Genomic DNA, 20,845 nt, shown 5'->3' with positions numbered 1-20,845 from the left:
TGAAATTAACGTTCCCGCGCGGCGCAGTAAAAGCGTCACGAAAATAGTTACGGGGTTGTTTAAAATAACGTTGGGTTAATTACAGACTCTTAGTAAAGAATACGGCGAGTTTATCAATTGCCGGATTAACAAACTGAGGCTTATCATATAAATCAAAATGCGATGCGCCAGGAATAACCATTAATTCCTTCGGCTGTTGAGCATTATCATAAGCCTGCTGGCTGAATTTACGGGTTTCCGCTTTTTCTCCGGTAATCAACAACACCGGGCGGGGCGCAATCTGATCCATATGCGCTAGGGGATAGTACGCCATGTGTAATCCTGGGCTGGTGATCACGTATCGGTTATGGGCATTCGGATGGGCGCCGCGTGGCGTCAGATAATAGTCGGTGGCTTCATGCACGAAATTCGGCGTACTGTCATTCAGCGTATCTCGTGACGGCAGGAGTTGCTGGACGAGCACAGGCGCGCCAGCCGCCTCTTTATTCAGCTGTTCATCCACAATTTTCATTAATTTCTGTCGATCGGCTTCGCTGACGGAAAGCCCTTCAATACCGGTGCGCGTTGCCTCACCGATATCATAAGTGACCACGCCGGCCACGGCTTTCACGCGCAGATCGCTCTGGGCTTCATTAAGGGTATAGCCCCCTCCGGCACAGATGCCTAGAGTACCGATACGCGCGGCATCAACCAGCGGCAGGCTGCTGAGATAGCCTACGGCGCTGCGGATATCCTGCACGCGGTCTGCCGGATTTTCCAGATCTCGCGGCATTCCGCCGCTTTCGCCATAGTGAGAAGCGTCGAACGCCAGCGTAATGAAGCCGCGTTTTGCCAGCTGTTGCGCGTACAGGCCTGAAGTTTGTTCTTTCACGCCGCCCCAGGGATGAGAAACCACAATGGCAGGATATTTTTTGGCGTGGTCATAATCCTCAGGCAGATATAAATTTGCCGCCATTTTGATCGCGCCATTCTGAAACGAGACTTTCTGCGAACCGATGGTATTGATACCATCGGCGACAGTAACCGGCTGGTTTTGAGCCGAAATAGCCGTACCCGCTATCAATAATGCTGAACATAATAATGAAATCTTAAATAATGACATAATTCTCTCCGGGTATTTATCTCTGCCAGACAATGAACGGCTGAAAACGAAAGATATTCACGTATTAATATTCCGTGGTGGTCATTCGTTATTTCCTGACGGGTAATTTACTGAATCGGGAGGCCGTAAACCAGAGTGGTTGCTTTCTTGCATTCATGAATAGAATTCATTAATCTGACGACGATATGACAACAGGCCCTGCGGGGCAGGTAAGGTTGACGATGGCTCGTGAAGGTTTTGGTGACTTAATCGCATTGATCGCCGTCGCGCAAACGGGGAGCTTTACCCGGGCGGCGGCGAAGCTCGGCGTTACACAGCCTGCGCTGAGCGCGAGCATTCGCGGCCTTGAAGAACGGCTGGGCGTTCGCCTTCTGCTGCGTAGCACCCGCAGCGCCACATTGACGATGGCCGGGCAGCATCTTGTGGATCGCCTCGTTCCAGAGTTTCAGCAAATCGATAATGAACTTAATGCTCTCAACGATCTCCGGGACATGCCGACGGGGACGTTGCGCATCACCGCAATTGATTACGCCATCCGCTCCGTTTTATGGCCTAAACTCTCCCCCTTCCTGAAGCAATATCCGGATATCACCATTGAGTTCATCAGCGAATATGCCAGCGTGGATATCGCCGCCAGAGGCTATGACGCCGGGGTGCGTTTTGGCCAGGAGCTGGCACAGGATATGATCTCTGTACGCATCGGCCCCGATGTGAAAAATACTGTGGTGGGCTCCGCCGACTATTTTTCCCGGCATGCTGTTCCCGGCATACCTGATGAACTCGCCCGGCATCAGTGCATCCGGCTGCGAACATCAACCTATGGCGGCCTGTATGACTGGGAGTTTACGGATGGCAAGCGCACCTTCGATATCAGGGTTACTGGTCCGGTGATATGCAACAACGCTTATGACATCCTTGATGCGGCGAAAGAGGGGTTGGGTCTTGCTTATCTGCCGCTGGATATGGTTCAGCCCTGGATTGATTCGGGTCTGATGGTTTCCGTGCTTCAGTCGTGGTGCCCGCTCTGGCCTGGACTCCATCTCTATTATCCCAACCGACGGCAGCATTCACGGGCCATGACGTTGATGGTCGGGGCTCTGCGTTATCAGGAAAAGGCGTAATAATCTATGGCGGATGAAATCTACCGGGACATCGTGGCCTTCATTACCATCGCCCGTGCGCGCAGTTTTACCCGTGCGGCGGCGGAACTGGGGGTATCCCAATCAGCGCTGAGCCACACGATCCGCCAGCTTGAGGAGCGGCTGGGGTTACGCCTACTGACCAGAACCACCCGCAGCGTCTCTCCCACTGAGGCAGGTGAACAGTTACTTGAACGCGTATCGCCCCGGTTTGCGGTTATTGCGGATGAGCTGGCCTCATTACGTGAGCTGGGCAGTAAGATCGCCGGGACTGTCAGAATCACGGCTTCGGATTTTGCATTTAACACTTTCGTGTGGCCTCGCCTTTCAGGGGAGTTGCTGAAATATCCGGATGTCAAACTGGAGGTTGTTAACGATCCTGCGCTGACCGATATTGTTGGCGAACGTTTTGATGCCGGTATCAGACCGAGAGACCGGGTTGGCAAAAATATGGCCTCTGTGCCGGTTTCTCCCGATCTGCAAACCGTGATTGTCGCTTCCCCTGAGTATTTCAGGGATAACCCGACTCCTCTGACGCCTGGTGATTTAAGCCACCATTCGTGTATTAACACCCGTTTTTCGGTGAAGGAGGGGATTAAAGCATGGGAATTGAAGAAGGGAGATATCAATCTGACATGCAGTGTTGAAGGGCCGCTGATCTTTAATTCTGTTTATGCGGCTCTTGATGCTGCGCGGGCAGGATATGGGCTGGCTAATCTCCCGGAAATGCTTGCACGCCCCTGGCTGGAGAGTGGTCATTTGCAGGCGGTTCTTGAAGCCTGGTGCCATGTACAGCCGGGTTTCCATATCTTCTATTCCAGCGAACGCCAGCTCTTACCAGCGTTGTCACTGATTATCGAGACGCTACGCTATGAGCCACAAGAATAAAGAAATATTCGAGCCGAAAGTACAACATATTGTAACGTCTGCTCCTGGCACAGGGCTGCTATTGCAGCCCTGACAACCTTAGACTTCAATCGATTCAGAGATCTCTAACGCATCATCGACTTCGATGCCCAGATAACGGACTGTGCTTTCCAGTTTCTTATGGCCCAACAGAAGTTGGATCACCCGGAGATTCTTGGTTTTCTTGTATATCAGGTAAGGTTTTGTTCTTCTCATGGAATGTGTGCTGTAAAGCGAAGCTTCGAGACCAAACTTTTCTACCCACCCATGAAAAATTCGGCTGTATTGTCGGGTTGATATGTGCCGGTTAGTTCCGTTCCGAGACCGAAACAAGAAGTCTTTACTGTGCAAATTGCCAAGCTTTATCAATGCAGCAACAGCTTCTCTTGTCCCTTTGGTTATCTCAAATTGCACAGGGTTACCGGTTTTCTGTTGCAGTACCGTTGCTCTACTTGAAATCGAGCTACCATATGCAACATCAGATACTTTGAGGTTCACCAGATCGCAGCCTCGTAGCTTACTGTCTAGGCCATATTGAACAGAGCTAAATCACGCGTTTTACCTTCCAGTTCAAGCCGGATTCGGATCCCCCAGATATGAGATATCTGAAGTGGTCTTTTTTGGCCTATGATACGGTCTTTATTCCACGGTGACGTGTTCATACTAAAATCTCCTGCAATGTGGGAGATTTTAGTATGGTTGTCCCTTATGAGCGAGAAGCGGAAATCCGCAATACATATTACAATTGTTAAAGGCATTATTAACATTTTGAATGTCTTTTTATAAACCTTTCGCATGCATGAACTATCAATGCTAATATATACAAAATCTTATTATTATCTATAATAGAGGGTATTATGAGTGATAAATCAAGAGTGCTCGCAGTTGGTTCTGATTATATAATTTCACACAGCATTGATAATTGGTCTCAAGCATCCAATGATAAGCAAAAAATACACTTCATATTTCGTTCAAATACACCTGTGGTGTGTGTAGATGTGAAGCAAGACAAGTGCGTGATATTGCAAGAGTCTATAGATGCAAAAATAGAAAATAAAAAAATATCTTTATCTAGGCCAAATGAAATATCATTATCAATGCATATCGCCAATGGCTCACTTAAAAAGTCACAAGGACTTAGAAAGTTAATCGTTCAAAAAATAGGAAAAGATAAAAACAAAAAATTTTATGAAAATGATGTGGTTGAAATTTATGATTACCTGGAAGAAGTTCAAAAGGCAATAGTATTTAGCTACAAAGCTATAGAGGCGATGTGTAACTCAGCTATTCCAGATGATTATGTTTATAAAAAACCTTCAAACAAAACCGGGGTTGTTGAAGTTTATGACAAGCTAGGTATTGAAAGATGGGTATCTACCACAGAAAAAGTTTCTAAAATACTCCCGGATATTTATCATTGCGTTTCTCCTGCTCAAAAACCATTCTGGGGACATTTTAAAAAGTTAGAGGAGTTAAGAAATGAGATAATTCACAGTAAATCCAGTTCTACTTCTCAAGTGCTTTCAGAATTACTATCTACTGATATTGGTATGTACGTCAAATCTTGTGAAGCCTTGTTAAAATTCTTCTTTGAACAAGATAGGAGAAACTATTTATTTCCATTAATACCTGGTGTTACTGAGATTGTAAGTCATCAAATGGAAGACATGGAAGAATATTTTAAAAACATATAAATAATAACCATGCTCTTGTTTTTTTACTGTACATTTTAACATTAATAAGACTCTTTTAATCAAATTGATTGATCTGGAAGGAAGTGGATAACTCCCGCTCCTGGCACATGGCAGACAATCACCTCAACATACACAACCTGCAAATCACCATACGTGCCTCACAAGCAAAAAAAAGGCCGCCCAGCATAACCAGGCAGCCTTTTAATCTCAGATGCTCAGCAACTACGCCAGCACTAAATCACCCTGCGGGTGGCAGGAGCAGGCCAGTACGTAGCCTTCGGCGATTTCCGCATCGGTTAGCGTCATGGTGCTGGAAACCGTGTAGTTACCATCAACCACTTTGGTTTTGCAGCAGCCGCACACGCCTGCACGGCATGCGGCGACAACCGGCACTTTATTGCTTTCCAGTGCTTCCAGTAGCGTGCTGCCTACCGGCGCATAAAATTCTTTTGCCGGTTGTAGCTTGGTGAACTTCAGACCACTGGTGGCGGCTTCCGCTACCGGCGTGAAGAACTGTTCTTTAAAGAAACGCGTTACGCCGAGCGCTTTCACTTCTTTTTCGACCAGATCCATGTACGGAGCAGGGCCGCAAGTCATCACGGTACGTGAAGTTAAGTCTGGTACGCTTTTCAGCAGGTCGGTGGTCAGTCGGCCAGAAACAAAGCCATGGGTGGCATTGTTTTCAGCGACCAGCGTCACCGGATACTCGCGCCATTCGTCGGCAAAAATGACATCTTCCGGCGAACGAACGTTAAAGATCACCTGCACATCGGCCTGCGGACGGTACTTCGCCAACCAGCGACGCATCGACATGATAGGCGTCACGCCACAGCCGGCCGCCAGCATCAGGAACTTGTCTTCTGCTTTATCTTCACAGGTAAACTCACCCATGGCATCAGACAGCCAGATATAGTCGCCGCGCTTCACGTCACGGGTTAGCCACTGTGAACCCGCACCGTCGTCAATGCGGCGGACGGTCAGCGTGATGTACTCGCTAACGCCTGGCGTTGAAGAGATGGTGTAGGCACGTAGCGTCTCCGCTGAGTTACGTACGCTGACCAGTGCATACTGCCCGGCACGATAAGGATAATAATCGTGGCACAGCAACGAAATCGTCCATACATCCGGCGTTTCCTGATGGATGTGATGAACCTGCATCCGCCACGGGCACTGATGGGTTGGCATTGTCATGACTTAACTCCTTACGCGCTCAGCAGCTGCTTCATGTCTTCTTCAACGGTGGTCACGGAACGCAGACCGAATTTCTCGTTGAGCACAGCCAGCAGGTCCGGCGTGAAGAAGCCTGGTGCAGTCGGGCCAGTGACGATATTTTTCACGCCCAGAGACAGCAGGGTCAGCAGAATAACAATCGCTTTCTGTTCGAACCAGGAGAGCACCAGAGACAGCGGCAGGTCGTTCACGCCACAGCCCAGTTTCTCAGCCAGGGTCACGGCCAGGATGATGGCAGAGTATGCATCGTTACACTGACCGGCATCAACCAGACGAGGCAGACCTTCGATATCACCGAAATCCAGTTTGTTGAAACGGTATTTACCACAGGCCAGGGTCAGGATCAGGCAGTCGTCCGGTACGCTGGTGGCGAAATCGGTGAAGTAGTTACGTTCGCCGCGTGCGCCATCGCAACCGCCGACCAGGAAGATGTGACGCAGTTTTTCGCGGCTCACCAGGTCGATCAGCGTATCAGCAGCACCCAGCAGCGTCTGACGACCGAAACCTACGGTGATCAGGTGTGGGATTTCGCTGTACGGGAAGCCTGCCATTTGTTGTGCCTGCGCGATAACCGGACCAAAGTTGTCGCCTTCGAGGTGGCTCACACCCGGCCAACCGACGATGCTACGGGTCCAGATGCGGTCGTCGTATGCACCAACGGTTGGATCGATGATGCAGTTAGAGGTCATCACGATTGGGCCAGGGAAGCGGGCGAACTCAACCTGCTGATTCTGCCAGCCGCTGCCGTAGTTACCGATCAGGTGTTTGAATTTACGCAGTTCCGGATAGCCGTGCGCTGGCAGCATTTCACCGTGGGTGTAGACGTTAACGCCGGTGCCTTCGGTCTGCTCCAGCAGATTGTATAAATCTTTCAGGTCGTGACCTGAAATCAGGATGCATTTACCTTCGGTCGCTTTAACGTTGACCTGAGTTGGGGTTGGGTGACCGTATTTGGTGGTTTCACCGGCATCCAGAATGCTCATCACTTTGAAGTTCATCTGGCCGATTTCCATAGAGCACTCCAGCAGAGCGTTCATATCGGAAGGCCAGGTACCCAGCCACGCCATGATTTTGTGGTACTGCGCGTAGATATCGTTGTCGTACTGACCCAGAACGTGCGCGTGCTCCATGTAAGCTGCCGCACCTTTCAGGCCGTACAGGCACAGCAGACGCAGGCCGAGAATGTTCTCGCCGATAGTCGCTTTGTCTTTGTTCGGGGTAAATTCAGCCGCCTGGCGCTGCAGGTCGCCCAAATCGTCGCTCACTAGCTGCAGGTCAGCCATTGGGTTTTCAACCGTTGCGTTGGCATCAATGTTCAGACACTGCGCTTTCAGGGCGTCACGCATGGCGATGGCTTCACGGGCATAGCCGACGATACGTGGGGAGTCGAAGTTAACGTTGGTCAGGGTAGAGAAGAATGCGCGCGGGGCAAAGTTATCCACTTCATGATCGATGATACCGTATTCACGCGCTTTAACAGCCCATGCAGACAGACCTTGTAGGGAAGCAATCAGCAGATCCTGCAGATCGGAGGTTTCTGCTGTTTTACCGCACATACCTTGCGCGTAAGAGCAGCCGTTCCCTGCCGGAGTACGGATGGTTTGTTCACATTGCACACAAAACATGGTCACACCTTTTAAAGTTATATTTAATATACATGTTTAAGATTATGCCTGCGCGCGAAGGGATTAAAGGGATTTCTGCTACTACTTGCAGGGAGATTGATTTAGCGCAATTTTGGCGGTAGGTGACTACCGCCAGAGGGGTATTTGTGCTGTATCAGGCGGAGAAAAAGGCCATCAACAAAGGCACTATCAGACTAAGAATAAAGCCGTGAACGATGGCCGCAGGTACCATTTCCAGCCCGCCGCTGCGTTGTAAAACGGGTAGGGTGAAATCCATTGAGGTGGCGCCACACAGTCCTAATGCGGTGGAACGACTGCGGCCGACTAAGCCCGGAATCAGCATAATGGCGATCAGCTCACGAGCCAGATCGTTGAAGAAGGCGGCGCTGCCAATGACGGGACCGAATGACTCGGTCAACAGAATGCCGGACAGGGAATACCAGCCAAAACCCGAGGCCATCGCCAGCGCGGTTTTTAGCGGCAGCCCGAGGATCAGCGCATTAATCACGCCAGCCAGCATTGAACTTGCCACCACGACGACGGCCACAATCATCCCCCTACGATTCAGCACAATCTGTTTTAAGGTCATGCCGCTGTTACGCAGTTGGATACCTACCAGGAACAATAAAAAGATCAGCGTATATTCGCTGGCTTCGGTGGCGTGCTGTAAGAATGAGAACCCGGTGAGTCCCAGCAGAAACCCCAGCACAACAACGCCACAAAGTTGTAGCGACTCCAGCGCCATGGCAATGCGTGATGGCAGCTTTTCCTGCCGATGGTTGTGCCGCCAGGGAAGTGAACGCTCGAGCCACAACAGCGCGGCGATATTACATAGCAGAATGACCGTCACGCTGACCGCAGAATAATGCAATATCGATAGCAGATTGCTGGCGAGATTATCCAGAAACGCCAGACTGATACCCATAAAGAAGAGAATAAGGTAAACGATCCAACTCAACAGGCGATTGATGAGTTTTAATGCCGCTCTGTGCCTAAGCGGAATAAGATAGCCCACAATAAGTGGAATCAGAATGATTAACAGCCCTGAAAACATGAAAACCCGGTCCTTGCTGAGAAGTAAGACGAAATGCGCCACTATAACCTAAATAATTCAAGTTGCAGGAAGGCGGCAAGGGAGTGAATCCCCGGGAGCGTACATAAGTACGTGACTGGGGGGAAAGAGCGCAGCCAACACATCTGCAACTTGAAGTATGACGGGTATACACACTACTGAAAGCAAAGAGGGGAGTAAAGTTGCAAATAAAAGGAAATAAAGCGGGGAGGAAAAGACCTGACGTAATGCCAGGTCTTTTTCGTTATCGATTAATCACGTTTTTCCAGCAGCGTGCGATAAATAAGGCCACCGAGGATCCCGCCGATAATCGGCATAACCCAGAACAGCCACAGCTGTTGTAACGCCCAACCGCCCTGGAAGAGGGCTACCGCGGTGCTACGCGCCGGGTTTACAGAGGTGTTAGTTACCGGAATACTGATCAGGTGAATTAGGGTCAGTGCCAGACCAATAGCAATCGGTGCAAAACCTGCCGGAGCATGTTTATCCGTGGCGCCATGGATCACTAACAAGAAACCTGCGGTCAGCACAATTTCAATAACAATGGCAGAAAGCATGGAATAACCGCCTGGCGAATGTTCGCCATAGCCGTTTGATGCAAAACCGCTGGCCGTGGCGTCAAAGCCTGCTTTACCGCTGGCGATCAGATACAGCACCGCTGCCGCAACAATCCCGCCGATAACTTGCGCAACAACATAACCAATCACGTCTTTTGCCGGGAAGCGACCGCCCGCCCATAGGCCTAATGTCACGGCCGGGTTAAAATGGCCGCCTGAAATATGTCCCACGGCGTATGCCATGGTTAATACTGTCAGACCGAATGCCAGTGCGACACCGGCAAAACCAATTCCTAACTCCGGGAATGCTGCGGCCAGCACGGCACTTCCGCACCCACCAAACACAAGCCAAAACGTACCGAAGAATTCAGCTGCTAATTTCCTGAACATAACCACCTCAATTAAAAGTTCCGGGTTCGTTTTCCTGGCCCGGTATTTCATCGCTAAAAGGGACGATGATTAAAGAGCGTGTATTCTAGAAAAAAATATCATCCCTTTGCCACTTAAATTAATGAAAAAATTTGATTTAAGGCAATATGATGTGAATCCTTTTTGGTGTTGAGGTGAATACAGCATAGTTCAATTAGCGAAAAGCAAATGGTTGTCCCCTGTAATAATATCTGGCGTGAATTTAAAGAAGAATATTCTTATTTTTTATTGTTCTGATTTCTGTCTGTGCGATCTCAGGTGTTCTGCACGCCAGCTTGACGCTATACTCCTGATAACTTGAAGGAAAAAGTTAGCATTTCCGGAGGCTATATGATTCTCGAACGCGTTGAGATTGTTGGGTTTCGTGGTATTAATCGGCTGTCGTTGATGCTGGAGCAGAACAACGTGCTGATTGGGGAGAACGCGTGGGGTAAGTCCAGCCTGCTGGATGCACTGACCTTGCTGCTGTCACCGGAATCGGATTTGTATCATTTTGACCGTGAAGACTTCTGGTTTCCGCCGGGCGATATTCAGGGCCGGGAACATCATCTACATATTATTCTTACTTTTCGTGAATCGCAGCCGGGCCGTCATCGGGTGCGCCGCTATCGTCCGCTGGAAGCCTGCTGGTCTCCCTGTCACGATGACTATCACCGTATTTTCTATCGTCTGGAAGGCGAGTGTGCGGATGACGGTAGCGTCCTGACGCTGCGCAGTTTCCTTGATGGCGAAGGGTGTCCGCTCGCGCTCGACAATATTAACGACCTGGCTTGCCACCTCGTGCGTCTGATGCCGGTGTTGCGACTGCGCGATGCGCGCTTTATGCGGCGTATCCGCAACGGCACGGTGCCGAATATTGCGGAAGTCGAAGTGACTGCCCGCCAGTTGGATTTCCTGGCGCGTGAACTGGCAACCCGGCCACAAAATCTGACGGACGGCCAGATCCGCCAGGGGCTGTCGGCGATGGTACAACTGCTGGAACACTACTTTTCTGAACAAGGTGCGGGCCAGTCTCGCTATCGTCTGATGCGTCGGCGTTCCAATAATGAGCAGCGTAGCTGGCGCTATCTGGATATTATCAACCGGATGATTGATAAGCCTGGCGGACGTACGCATCGCGTGATCCTGCTGGGGCTGTTTTCAACGCTGCTCCAGGCCAAAGGTACGCTCAGGCTGGACAAAGACGCCCGTCCTTTGCTGTTGGTCGAAGATCCGGAAACGCGTTTGCACCCCATCATGTTGTCAGTGGCCTGGCAGTTGCTGAATCTGTTACCTCTGCAGCGTGTGGCGACCACCAACTCCGGTGAATTGCTGTCGCTTACCCCTGTTGAACATGTGGTGCGCCTGGTGCGTGAATCTTCCCGTGTCGCCGCCTGGCGTCTGGGGCCTGGTGGGCTGAGCGCCGAAGACGGGCGGCGGATTGCCTTTCATATTCGCTTTAATCGCGCATCGTCATTATTTGCCCGCTGCTGGCTGCTGGTGGAAGGCGAAACGGAAACCTGGGTGATTAACGAGCTGGCCCGTCAGTGCGGTCATCACTTTGATGCCGAAGGGATTAAAGTGATTGAATTTGCCCAGTCCGGGCTTAAGCCGCTGGTGAAATTTGCCCGGCGGATGGGAATAGAGTGGCACGTGTTGGTTGATGGCGATGAGGCCGGGAAAAAATATGCCGCCACCGTACGCAGTCTGTTGAGTAACGACCGTGAAGAAGAACGCGATCACCTGACGATGCTGCCCGCGCTGGATATGGAGCACTTTATGTATCGCCAGGGTTTCTCAGACGTCTTTCACCGGGTGGCACAAATTCCGGAAAACGTGCCGATGAATATGCGTAAAATTATCTCCAAGGCGATTCATCGTTCGTCAAAACCGGATCTGGCGATTGAAGTGGCGATGGAAGCAGGGCGGCGCGGTGTTGATGCCGTTCCCACCCTGCTGCGAAAAATGTTTTCGCGCGTGCTGTGGCTGGCACGCGGACGTGCTGATTAGTGGCGGAACATCAGCGACAGCTGTTCGTGGATAGAGTCCAGTAATTGATAGCGGCGGCGATATTCCGCCCGCTTCTTACTGGCAATCTCCGCCTCGCTTTTTCGTGCCAGCGTGCGTGGAATATGGTAATACCCGCGGCTGTCGCATTCACCGCCAACCGACGCCCAAAACGCATTATAGTCGGAGAGAATAACCTTATTTTTATCATGGTAACGTGGGCTGCGAAAGATATGCTGTTCATTGCTGACAGCCATCACGTTTTTTATATTCAACCGTTCGGCTAAACGACAAATCGCTTCCATCACAATCCGTTTTGGGAAAATTCCGTGACAGGACTTCGTTGCTTTTTGTGTTGTCTCGTGAGGCAATTGTGAATTGCCCTGCATGCCACCAATAAAAAGCGTACTTTTTCCGTGATATTCGCAGAACGTAAAGGTTATTTTAGTCAGAACATCTCCAGCGCCATTTTGTACCAGAATGGTACTTTCTCCCTCTTTGTCCAGTACCGGGAACATCATCATGGTGACGGTAAATATTTCGTCGTCTTTGCCTTTAATTTGTGCCAGTTGTAAGCCGCTATTACTTAACAATGCTTTAAATTCAGCAGGTAAAAATGTCTGGCGGATAACATGATAGTGAAAACGCACGGCATCTAAGCGCATTTTACGATCGAAGTTAGCGGCAAGGTAAGGGCGATGCAAACGAACTGGGAGTCGGGGCTGGCGGGTGAGCAGGCTATCAAGATCCGGCCACTGAGCCAGTTCAGTCATCCATTCTCGGGTGAGGTGGGGTATTAGTAAAGAACGCCAGATAAACTTACGGCGAAAACTCCGTTTATCCCAGCATTGCCCGGGACGTAATTGACCACGGCTTAGGCTGTAAAAAAGGTTAAAGCTGGTGACAGGATTGCTGGAATGAAAAGTGCTTTCAGTTAGCTGACTCATAATATAAATCCGATGGAAACCTGAGGCGTATTTGTAGTAATTTCAGCACAGCGGATCTTAACCATTCATCAATAACTCTGTTATTCTTGGCGCTTTTCAACGGCTATTTATTTATCGTTGACGTTTAACACTCCACTCTGGTGGACGTTTTGGGGGAATTGGGACATTTATGAAGCTCAAGGGAAAAATCAAAAAACGCTATTTTATCTTCGCCGTCATCATTATTGTGGCGGTAATTGCACTTTGGCGAACGCTTAATGCGCCATTGCCGCAATATCAAACATTAATTGTGCGACCCGGCGATCTTCAGCAAAGTGTATTGGCAACCGGGAAGCTGGATGCGCTGCGCAAAGTTGACGTCGGGGCGCAGGTGAGCGGGCAGTTAAAAACGCTGTCCGTAGCGATTGGCGATAAAGTTAAAAAAGATCAGCTGCTTGGCGTTATTGATCCTGAGCAGGCGCAAAACCAGATCAAAGAAGTCGAAGCCACGCTGATGGAATTACGTGCCCAACGTATGCAGGCCGAGGCCGAGTGGAAACTGGCGCGGGTGACGCTTTCTCGCCAGCAACAGCTTGCGAAAACGCAGGCGGTTTCGCAGCAGGATCTCGATACAGCAGCCACGCAGATGGCGGTCAAACAGGCGCAAATTGGCACCATTGATGCACAAATTAAGCGTAATCAGGCTTCTCTTGATACGGCAAAAACGAACCTCGACTACACCCGTATTGTGGCGCCAATGGCTGGCGAAGTGACGCAAATTACCACCCTGCAGGGGCAAACCGTGATCGCCGCCCAGCAGGCACCTAACATTCTTACGCTGGCTGACATGAGCACCATGCTGGTTAAAGCCCAGGTTTCCGAGGCAGATGTCATTCACCTGCATCCAGGGCAAAAAGCCTGGTTTACCGTGCTGGGCGATCCGCAGACGCGCTACGAAGGTACGCTCAAAGATGTGCTGCCGACGCCTGAGAAAGTGAACGATGCGATTTTCTACTATGCCCGCTTCGAAGTACCCAACCCGAAAGGGATCCTGCGCCTGGATATGACCGCGCAGGTACATATCCAACTGACGGACGTCAAAAACGTCCTGACCATCCCGCTGGCGGCGCTGGGCGAGCCTGTTGGCGACAACCGCTATAACGTCAGGCTGCTGCGCAACGGCGAAACCCGCGAGCGCGAAGTTTCTATCGGTGCCCGTAACGATACCGATGTGGAAATCGTCAAAGGGCTGGAAGAGGGTGATGAAGTTATCATCAGCGAGGCGAAACCCGGAGCGGCACAATGACGGCGTTGCTTGAGCTGAGCCATATCCGCCGCAGCTACCCGTCAGGCGAAGGGCAGGTAGAGGTGCTAAAGGACGTCTCTTTGAGCATCCAGGCGGGTGAAATGGTGGCGATTGTCGGGGCGTCGGGTTCGGGGAAATCGACGCTGATGAATATCCTCGGCTGTCTGGATAAGCCTTCCAGCGGCACGTATCGGGTTGCGGGGCGTGACGTCTCCACGCTCGATAGTGATGCGTTAGCGCAACTGCGGCGCGAGCATTTCGGTTTTATTTTTCAGCGCTATCATTTGCTCTCGCATTTAACGGCGGCGCAAAACGTGGAGGTGCCAGCGGTCTACGCCGGAACCGAACGCAAGCAGCGTCTGGCGCGGGCACACGCGTTACTGCAGCGCCTGGGGTTGGGCGATCGTGTGGATTATCAACCTTCCCAGCTTTCCGGTGGCCAGCAGCAGCGCGTCAGTATTGCGCGTGCGCTGATGAACGGCGGACAGGTCATTCTCGCAGACGAACCTACCGGTGCGCTGGATAGCCATTCCGGCGAAGAGGTGATGGCCATTCTGCATCAGCTGCGCGATCGCGGGCATACGGTGATTATTGTCACCCACGACCCGCAGGTTGCGGCGCAGGCTGAACGGGTGATTGAAATTCGTGACGGTGAAATTGTGCGCAATCCACCGTCGCACAAAACAGCCAGCGGACACGGCATAACCGAACCTACGGTAACGACGGCATCCGGCTGGAGTCAGTTTGTCAGTGGTTTTCGCGAGGCGCTGACCATGGCCTGGCTGGCCATGGCTGCCAACAAGATGCGTACGTTGCTCACTATGCTGGGCATCATTATTGGTATCGCGTCGGTGGTGTCGATTGTGGTGGTCGGCGATGCAGCAAAACAGCTGGTACTGGCCGATATTCGCGCTATCGGCACCAACACAATTGATATCTATCCCGGCAAAGATTTTGGTGACGATGACCCGCAATATCAGCAAGCGCTGAAGTATGACGATCTGACGGCGATTCAGAAGCAACCGTGGGTCAGCTCCGTGACGCCTGCCGTGTCGAAGAACCTACGGCTGCGTTATGGCAACATCGACGTGGCAGCCAGCGCTAATGGCGTGAGCGGCGATTACTTCAATGTCTATGGTATGACGTTCAGCGAGGGAAATACCTTTAACACCGAGCAGTTAAATGGTCGGGCGCAGGTGGTGGTGCTGGACAGTAACACCCGACGCCAGTTGTTCCCGAATAAAGCGAAGGTGGTGGGTGAGGTCGTGCTGGTCGGCAATATGCCGGCCACCGTGATTGGCGTGGCGGAAGAGAAGCAGTCGATGTTTGGCAGCAGCAAAATTCTGCGGGTCTGGCTGCCTTACAGCACCATGTCCGGGCGCATTATGGGGCAATCGTGGCTGAACTCTATTACCGTTCGCGTGAAGGAAGGTTTTGACAGCACTCAGGCGGAGCAACAGCTTACCCGACTGCTGTCGTTGCGGCATGGTAAAAAAGATTTCTTCACCTGGAATATGGATGGTGTTCTGAAAACTGCTGAAAAAACCACGCGTACCTTACAGCTGTTCCTGACGCTGGTGGCGGTCATTTCGCTGGTGGTGGGCGGGATCGGTGTGATGAATATTATGCTGGTTTCCGTCACCGAACGAACGCGCGAGATTGGCATTCGTATGGCGGTTGGCGCGCGCGCCAGTGATGTACTGCAGCAGTTTTTGATTGAAGCGGTGCTGGTGTGTCTCGTTGGTGGGGCGCTCGGTATCAGTTTATCGATGCTGATTGCTTTCACGCTACAGCTTTTCCTGCCCGGTTGGGAAATCGGATTCTCACCTTTCGCCCTGTTGACGGCTTTCCTGTGTTCAACGGCGACCGGGATTTTGTTCGGCTGGCTCCCGGCGCGCAACGCGGCAAGGCTGGACCCGGTGGATGCCCTGGCGCGGGAATAACGTGTTGTATTGAAAAAGAAATAAAAATGCCAGCTCTGGGGGCTGGCATTTTGTCTGCAGGATGTACACAATGAGACAGAAGAGCTATGCGACAGCTTCTGCTTCAAGTACGGGCACAATAAGACTGGCGTGATTGCCTTTTGGACCCTGGTGGACATCAAACTGGACAGATTGTCCGGCTTTTAGCGTTCTGTAACCATCCATCTGAATGGTGGAGTAATGAGCGAAGATATCTTCGCCGCCGCCTTCAGGGCAGATGAAACCGAACCCTTTGGCATTGTTGAACCACTTAACAGTACCCGTTTCCATACTTCGACATCCTTCGTAAATCTTATATAAGTAAGATGGAATGAACCGGTGGCGGAGTGGGGGCTGTTCAAAACCTCGCCAACTCTCGAGACTACAATTTAGAGAAATCAGGCGGGGCGTCAAGCGCCAGACGGGCGGAATCGGGTAAAAATGCATCAAAATTTGAAGCAGTTAACGCTATTGTCGGATATGTGACAGATGTCGCGGATGACACTGATAGATGATAGTTATCTAATAATTGAGGTAGATTGATTGTGCGCATAGGCTCTTGTCAGCGGCAAGTTATTCTGCCGGTAACCGTAACTGAAGATGACGACTGACAATGGGTAAGACGAACGACTGGCTGGATTTCGATCTGCTGGCGGAAGATAAATTGCGCGACGCGCTAAAACCGCCATCTATGTATAAAGTGATATTAGTCAATGATGATTACACTCCGATGGAGTTTGTTATTGACGTGTTACAAAAATTCTTTTCTTATGATGTAGAACGTGCAACGCAACTGATGCTTGCTGTTCACTATCAAGGTAAGGCTATTTGCGGCGTATTTACCGCCGAAGTGGCTGAGACCAAAGTGGCGATGGTGAACAAATATGCGAGGGAGAACGAGCATCCGTTGCTATGTACGCTGGAAAAAGCCTGAATCAGGCATAAACATTGGGGGAGGTGCCTATGCTCAATCAAGAACTGGAACTCAGTTTAAACATGGCTTTCGCCAGAGCGCGCGAGCACCGACATGAGTTTATGACCGTCGAGCACTTGTTACTGGCGTTGCTCAGTAACCCATCGGCCCGCGAAGCGCTGGAAGCGTGTTCTGTGGACCTGGTGGCGCTCCGTCAGGAACTCGAAGCCTTCATTGAACAAACCACTCCCGTATTGCCTGAGAGCGAAGAAGAGCGCGACACGCAGCCGACGTTGAGTTTTCAGCGTGTGCTGCAACGCGCGGTCTTCCATGTTCAGTCCTCGGGGCGTAATGAAGTGACGGGCGCCAATGTACTGGTTGCCATCTTCAGTGAGCAGGAATCCCAGGCGGCCTATCTGCTGCGCAAGCATGAAGTTAGCCGACTGGACGTGGTGAATTTTATTTCTCATGGCACGCGCAAAGACGAACCGAGTCAGTCTGCTGACTCCGGTAATCAGCCAAATAACGAAGAGCAAGCTGGCGGGGAGGATCGTATGGAGAACTTCACCACTAACCTTAACCAGCTCGCTCGGGTGGGTGGGATTGACCCGCTCATTGGCCGCGAAAAAGAGCTGGAGCGGGCTATTCAAGTACTGTGCCGTCGTCGTAAAAACAACCCGCTGCTGGTCGGTGAGTCTGGCGTCGGTAAAACCGCGATTGCCGAAGGTCTGGCCTGGCGTATTGTCCAGGGCGATGTGCCGGAAGTGATGGCCGACTGCACGCTTTACTCCCTGGATATCGGTTCGCTGCTGGCGGGCACCAAATACCGTGGGGATTTCGAAAAACGCTTTAAAGCGCTGCTGAAACAGCTGGAACAGGATACCAACAGCATTCTGTTTATCGATGAGATCCACACCATTATCGGTGCGGGTGCGGCATCGGGCGGCCAGGTGGATGCGGCAAACCTGATCAAACCGCTGCTCTCCAGTGGTAAGATCCGCGTGATTGGCTCAACCACTTACCAGGAGTTCAGTAACATTTTCGAGAAAGACCGTGCGTTAGCGCGTCGCTTCCAGAAAATTGATATTACGGAACCGTCGGTGGAAGAAACCGTGCAGATCATCAACGGGCTGAAACCGAAATACGAAGCGCACCATGACGTTCGCTACACCGCCAAAGCGGTACGTGCAGCGGTGGAACTGGCGGTGAAATACATCAACGATCGTCACCTGCCGGATAAAGCGATTGACGTGATCGATGAAGCGGGCGCGCGTGCGCGTCTGATGCCGATCAGTAAGCGTAAGAAAACCGTCAATGTGGCGGATATTGAGTCCGTGGTGGCCCGCATAGCGCGGATCCCGGAGAAGAGCGTGTCGCAAAGCGATCGCGATACGCTGAAGAATCTGGGTAACCGTCTGAAGATGCTGGTATTCGGACAGGATAAAGCCATTGAGGCGCTGACCGAAGCCATCAAGATGAGCCGTGCTGGTCTGGGCCACGAGCACAAACCTGTGGGCTCGTTCCTGTTTGCCGGTCCGACCGGTGTCGGGAAAACCGAAGTGACGGTGCAGTTGTCTAAAGCGCTGGGCATTGAACTGCTGCGTTTTGATATGTCTGAGTATATGGAACGCCACACCGTCAGCCGTCTGATTGGTGCGCCTCCAGGGTATGTCGGTTATGACCAGGGCGGTTTGCTGACCGATGCGGTCATTAAGCATCCGCACGCGGTGCTGCTGCTGGATGAAATTGAGAAAGCGCACCCGGATGTCTTCAACCTACTGCTGCAGGTGATGGACAACGGTACGCTGACCGACAATAACGGGCGCAAAGCGGATTTCCGCAACGTGGTGCTGGTGATGACCACCAACGCCGGGGTGCGTGAAACCGAACGTAAATCGATAGGCCTTATTCATCAGGACAACAGCACTGATGCGATGGGGGAAATCAAAAAAGTATTTACGCCGGAATTCCGTAACCGTCTCGACAACATTATCTGGTTCGATCACCTCTCTACCGAGGTAATCCATCAGGTGGTCGATAAATTTATTGTTGAGCTTCAGGTGCAGTTGGATCAGAAAGGCGTCTCTCTGGAAGTGAGTCAGGAAGCGCGTGACTGGCTGGCAGAGAAAGGCTATGACCGTGCAATGGGCGCACGTCCGATGACGCGTGTAGTCCAGGATAACCTGAAGAAACCACTGGCCAACGAACTGTTGTTCGGTTCGCTGGTTGACGGCGGACAGGTGACCGTAGCGCTGGATAAAGAGAAAAATGAGCTGACCTATGGCTTCCAGAGTGCACAAAAGCACAAGCCAGAAGCCGCACATTAATCTTCTATCGCATCACAGACCGGGCGTAATGCCCGGTTTTTTTTCGCCTGGTTTTCGGAAAGGCAAATTACAGGAAAAAATAAGCCTGCGTAAGGGAGATTACGCAGGCTAAGGAGGTGGTTCCTGGTACAGCTAGCATTTATGGGTTATGTTTTTCAGCGAAACGGATAATACCCTTATTGAACGAAACGGTATGTGATCGATTTCTAAGAATCTTCCGAACGCTGAAAAATAACCGTAACTAACTACTTATCATGCGGGTTGCGCGTGGACTCACCGGCAAAATTACGCATTAACAATGCATAATTCAGATCGATATCTTCTGGGACCGGCATCCAGACGGTGTAACCGTCGCCCGGCGCCACAGGCATCGCTTCGCCTTTGGCATTTTCCATCTGCTCGAGCGTGAAATTGACGTTGCCCTGCGGGGTCATCAGCTCCAGGCTATCGCCGACGGTGAATTTATTTTTCACGATAACCGCAGCCAGTTCACCTTTACGCTCACCGGTGAATTCACCGACAAACTGCTGGCGTTCGGAAACGGAGAAACCATATTCGTAGTTCTGATAGTCGTCATGCGTATGGCGACGCAGGAAACCTTCGGTATAACCGCGATGCGCGAGGCCTTCCAGCGTTTCCAGCAGCTGCGGATCGAACGGTTTACCGGCGGCGGCATCGTCAATTGCTTTACGATACACCTGCGCGGTACGTGCGCAGTAGTAATAAGACTTGGTGCGACCTTCGATTTTCAGCGAGTGCACACCCATTTGGGTCAGGCGCTCAACGTGGGCAATGGCGCGTAAATCTTTGGAGTTCATGATGTAGGTGCCGTGTTCGTCTTCGAACGCGGTCATGTACTCGCCCGGACGCTGGGCTTCTTCGAGCATAAACACTTTGTCCGTTGGCGCGCCAATACCCAGCGTCGGCTCAACGTTTTGTATCGGGATAGGCTCGTACTTGTGCACGATGTTACCCACCACATCTTCTTTGCCTTCCTGCACGTTGTATTCCCAGCGGCAGGCATTGGTGCAGGTTCCCTGGTTCGGGTCACGCTTGTTGATGTAACCGGAGAGCAGGCAGCGGCCGGAGTAGGCCATGCACAGTGCGCCGTGAACGAAGATTTCAAGCTCCATATCCGGCACCTGGGTGCGGATCTCTTCAATTTCTTCCAGTGACAGTTCACGGGACAGGATCACGCGGGTCAGCCCCATCTGTTTCCAGAATTTTACCGTCGCCCAGTTTACGGCGTTCGCCTGTACTGACAGGTGAATATCCATGTCCGGGAAGTTTTCGCGCACCAACATAATCAGACCTGGATCGGACATGATTAATGCATCCGGCCCCATTTCCACCACCGGCTTCAGGTCACGAATGAAGGTTTTCAACTTGGCGTTGTGTGGTGCAATGTTGACCACTACATAGAATTTTTTACCCAGTTCATGGGCTTCATTGATGCCGAGCTGTAAGTTTTCGTGGTTGAATTCGTTGTTGCGTACGCGCAGGGAGTAACGTGGTTGGCCCGCGTAGACGGCATCTGCGCCATAGGCAAAAGCGTAACGCATGTTCTTCAGCGTTCCCGCCGGGGAAAGGAGTTCCGGTTTAAACATAATTTTCTCGTTCTGATGACAGGTCAGACTCGCCTCACTCGGTGAGGCGGTTAGGGGAGTGCCCC

At 51.4% G+C, this 20,845-nt stretch carries 16 protein-coding genes and 1 pseudogene; 8 read left to right on the top strand and 9 right to left on the bottom strand.

Annotation, left to right across the window (positions count from 1 at the left end):
* Positions 1 to 79: 79 nt before the first annotated feature.
* A complete protein-coding gene (locus M2374_RS05015; RefSeq protein WP_181688958.1) occupies positions 80 to 1,102 on the bottom strand; it encodes an alpha/beta hydrolase in 1,023 nt (340 codons plus the stop codon).
* Positions 1,103 to 1,287: 185 nt separating this feature from the next.
* Between M2374_RS05015 and M2374_RS05010 the strand changes: the two genes are divergently transcribed.
* Both M2374_RS05010 and M2374_RS05005 read left to right on the top strand, forming a co-directional pair.
* Positions 1,288 to 2,223 carry a LysR family transcriptional regulator gene (locus tag M2374_RS05010; RefSeq protein WP_310470901.1) on the top strand — a complete coding sequence of 312 codons (936 nt, stop codon included), beginning with the start codon at positions 1,288 to 1,290 and terminating at the stop codon, positions 2,221 to 2,223.
* Positions 2,224 to 2,229: 6 nt separating this feature from the next.
* Positions 2,230 to 3,129: a LysR family transcriptional regulator gene (locus M2374_RS05005; protein WP_181688959.1), complete on the top strand. Its 900-nt coding sequence runs from the start codon at positions 2,230 to 2,232 to the stop codon at positions 3,127 to 3,129.
* Positions 3,130 to 3,207: 78 nt separating this feature from the next.
* Here the strand turns inward: M2374_RS05005 and M2374_RS05000 are convergent.
* Positions 3,208 to 3,809: pseudogene (locus M2374_RS05000) on the bottom strand (site-specific integrase).
* A gap of 195 nt (positions 3,810 to 4,004) precedes the next feature.
* Here M2374_RS05000 and M2374_RS04995 point away from each other — a divergent pair.
* The gene (locus tag M2374_RS04995) at positions 4,005 to 4,841 is read left to right on the top strand and encodes a hypothetical protein (protein ID WP_259153991.1); all 837 of its coding nucleotides are present in this window, start codon (positions 4,005 to 4,007) and stop codon (positions 4,839 to 4,841) included.
* A 222-nt stretch (positions 4,842 to 5,063) separates the two neighbouring features.
* Here M2374_RS04995 and hcr read toward each other — a convergent pair whose 3' ends face one another.
* The 4 genes from hcr to aqpZ form a co-directional block, all read right to left on the bottom strand.
* Complete coding sequence (gene hcr, locus M2374_RS04990; protein WP_096756555.1) at positions 5,064 to 6,032, bottom strand: NADH oxidoreductase; 969 nt, start codon at positions 6,030 to 6,032, stop codon at positions 5,064 to 5,066.
* A gap of 11 nt (positions 6,033 to 6,043) precedes the next feature.
* Positions 6,044 to 7,696 carry a hydroxylamine reductase gene (hcp, locus tag M2374_RS04985; protein WP_096756556.1) on the bottom strand — a complete coding sequence of 551 codons (1,653 nt, stop codon included), beginning with the start codon at positions 7,694 to 7,696 and terminating at the stop codon, positions 6,044 to 6,046.
* Between the two features lie 154 nt (positions 7,697 to 7,850).
* Positions 7,851 to 8,750: a lysine exporter LysO family protein gene (locus tag M2374_RS04980; RefSeq protein ID WP_181688961.1), complete on the bottom strand. Its 900-nt coding sequence runs from the start codon at positions 8,748 to 8,750 to the stop codon at positions 7,851 to 7,853.
* Positions 8,751 to 9,019: 269 nt separating this feature from the next.
* A complete protein-coding gene (gene aqpZ / locus M2374_RS04975; protein ID WP_167456053.1) occupies positions 9,020 to 9,715 on the bottom strand; it encodes an aquaporin Z in 696 nt (231 codons plus the stop codon).
* A 369-nt stretch (positions 9,716 to 10,084) separates the two neighbouring features.
* Between aqpZ and M2374_RS04970 the strand changes: the two genes are divergently transcribed.
* Complete coding sequence (locus tag M2374_RS04970) at positions 10,085 to 11,743, top strand: ATP-dependent endonuclease (protein WP_181688962.1); 1,659 nt, start codon at positions 10,085 to 10,087, stop codon at positions 11,741 to 11,743.
* On the opposite strand, the gene M2374_RS04965 is transcribed toward M2374_RS04970, so the two are convergent.
* Positions 11,740 to 12,687: a VirK/YbjX family protein gene (locus M2374_RS04965; protein WP_181688963.1), complete on the bottom strand. Its 948-nt coding sequence runs from the start codon at positions 12,685 to 12,687 to the stop codon at positions 11,740 to 11,742. The genes M2374_RS04970 and M2374_RS04965 overlap by 4 nt on opposite strands.
* A 169-nt stretch (positions 12,688 to 12,856) precedes the next feature.
* On the opposite strand from M2374_RS04965, the gene macA reads away from it, so the two are divergent.
* Together macA and macB are read left to right on the top strand one after the other, a co-directional pair.
* Positions 12,857 to 13,972: a macrolide transporter subunit MacA gene (macA, locus tag M2374_RS04960; protein ID WP_115258079.1), complete on the top strand. Its 1,116-nt coding sequence runs from the start codon at positions 12,857 to 12,859 to the stop codon at positions 13,970 to 13,972.
* On the top strand, positions 13,969 to 15,915 hold the full coding sequence (macB, locus tag M2374_RS04955) for a macrolide ABC transporter ATP-binding protein/permease MacB (RefSeq protein WP_117343262.1): 1,947 nt from the start codon (positions 13,969 to 13,971) through the stop codon (positions 15,913 to 15,915). Before macA ends, macB begins: the two co-directional genes overlap by 4 nt.
* Before the next feature lie 84 nt (positions 15,916 to 15,999).
* Here the strand turns inward: macB and cspD are convergent, their stop codons facing one another.
* On the bottom strand, positions 16,000 to 16,224 hold the full coding sequence (cspD, locus tag M2374_RS04950) for a cold shock-like protein CspD (protein ID WP_096756563.1): 225 nt from the start codon (positions 16,222 to 16,224) through the stop codon (positions 16,000 to 16,002).
* Between the two features lie 322 nt (positions 16,225 to 16,546).
* Here cspD and clpS point away from each other — a divergent pair, with 322 nt between their 5' ends.
* Together clpS and clpA are read left to right on the top strand one after the other, a co-directional pair.
* Positions 16,547 to 16,867 carry an ATP-dependent Clp protease adapter ClpS gene (gene clpS / locus M2374_RS04945; RefSeq protein WP_003036810.1) on the top strand — a complete coding sequence of 107 codons (321 nt, stop codon included), beginning with the start codon at positions 16,547 to 16,549 and terminating at the stop codon, positions 16,865 to 16,867.
* Between the two features lie 29 nt (positions 16,868 to 16,896).
* The gene (gene clpA, locus M2374_RS04940) at positions 16,897 to 19,173 is read left to right on the top strand and encodes an ATP-dependent Clp protease ATP-binding subunit ClpA (RefSeq protein WP_096756564.1); all 2,277 of its coding nucleotides are present in this window, start codon (positions 16,897 to 16,899) and stop codon (positions 19,171 to 19,173) included.
* A 245-nt stretch (positions 19,174 to 19,418) separates the two neighbouring features.
* Here the strand turns inward: clpA and yegQ are convergent, their stop codons facing one another.
* On the bottom strand, positions 19,419 to 20,780 hold the full coding sequence (yegQ, locus tag M2374_RS04935; protein WP_181688964.1) for a tRNA 5-hydroxyuridine modification protein YegQ: 1,362 nt from the start codon (positions 20,778 to 20,780) through the stop codon (positions 19,419 to 19,421).
* Positions 20,781 to 20,845 lie beyond the last annotated feature (65 nt).

It is taken from the genome of Citrobacter sp. JUb117 (assembly GCF_024809055.1).
Taxonomy (GTDB): domain Bacteria; phylum Pseudomonadota; class Gammaproteobacteria; order Enterobacterales; family Enterobacteriaceae; genus Citrobacter; species Citrobacter gillenii.
Note: the sequence above shows the minus strand (reverse complement) of the source record. Positions and strands in the feature narration are given on the sequence as shown.

Coding starts and splice junctions, on each gene's coding strand:
- cspD (WP_096756563.1), bottom strand. CDS start 16,224: ATGGAAACGGGTACTGTTAAGTGGTTCAACAATGCCAAAGGGTTCGGT.
- hcp (WP_096756556.1), bottom strand. CDS start 7,696: ATGTTTTGTGTGCAATGTGAACAAACCATCCGTACTCCGGCAGGGAAC.
- macA (WP_115258079.1), top strand. CDS start 12,857: ATGAAGCTCAAGGGAAAAATCAAAAAACGCTATTTTATCTTCGCCGTC.
- hcr (WP_096756555.1), bottom strand. CDS start 6,032: ATGACAATGCCAACCCATCAGTGCCCGTGGCGGATGCAGGTTCATCAC.
- M2374_RS04980 (WP_181688961.1), bottom strand. CDS start 8,750: ATGTTTTCAGGGCTGTTAATCATTCTGATTCCACTTATTGTGGGCTAT.
- M2374_RS04965 (WP_181688963.1), bottom strand. CDS start 12,687: ATGAGTCAGCTAACTGAAAGCACTTTTCATTCCAGCAATCCTGTCACC.
- M2374_RS05005 (WP_181688959.1), top strand. CDS start 2,230: ATGGCGGATGAAATCTACCGGGACATCGTGGCCTTCATTACCATCGCC.
- macB (WP_117343262.1), top strand. CDS start 13,969: ATGACGGCGTTGCTTGAGCTGAGCCATATCCGCCGCAGCTACCCGTCA.
- M2374_RS04995 (WP_259153991.1), top strand. CDS start 4,005: ATGAGTGATAAATCAAGAGTGCTCGCAGTTGGTTCTGATTATATAATT.
- clpS (WP_003036810.1), top strand. CDS start 16,547: ATGGGTAAGACGAACGACTGGCTGGATTTCGATCTGCTGGCGGAAGAT.
- M2374_RS05010 (WP_310470901.1), top strand. CDS start 1,288: ATGACAACAGGCCCTGCGGGGCAGGTAAGGTTGACGATGGCTCGTGAA.
- yegQ (WP_181688964.1), bottom strand. CDS start 20,780: ATGTTTAAACCGGAACTCCTTTCCCCGGCGGGAACGCTGAAGAACATG.
- clpA (WP_096756564.1), top strand. CDS start 16,897: ATGCTCAATCAAGAACTGGAACTCAGTTTAAACATGGCTTTCGCCAGA.
- aqpZ (WP_167456053.1), bottom strand. CDS start 9,715: ATGTTCAGGAAATTAGCAGCTGAATTCTTCGGTACGTTTTGGCTTGTG.
- M2374_RS05015 (WP_181688958.1), bottom strand. CDS start 1,102: ATGTCATTATTTAAGATTTCATTATTATGTTCAGCATTATTGATAGCG.
- M2374_RS04970 (WP_181688962.1), top strand. CDS start 10,085: ATGATTCTCGAACGCGTTGAGATTGTTGGGTTTCGTGGTATTAATCGG.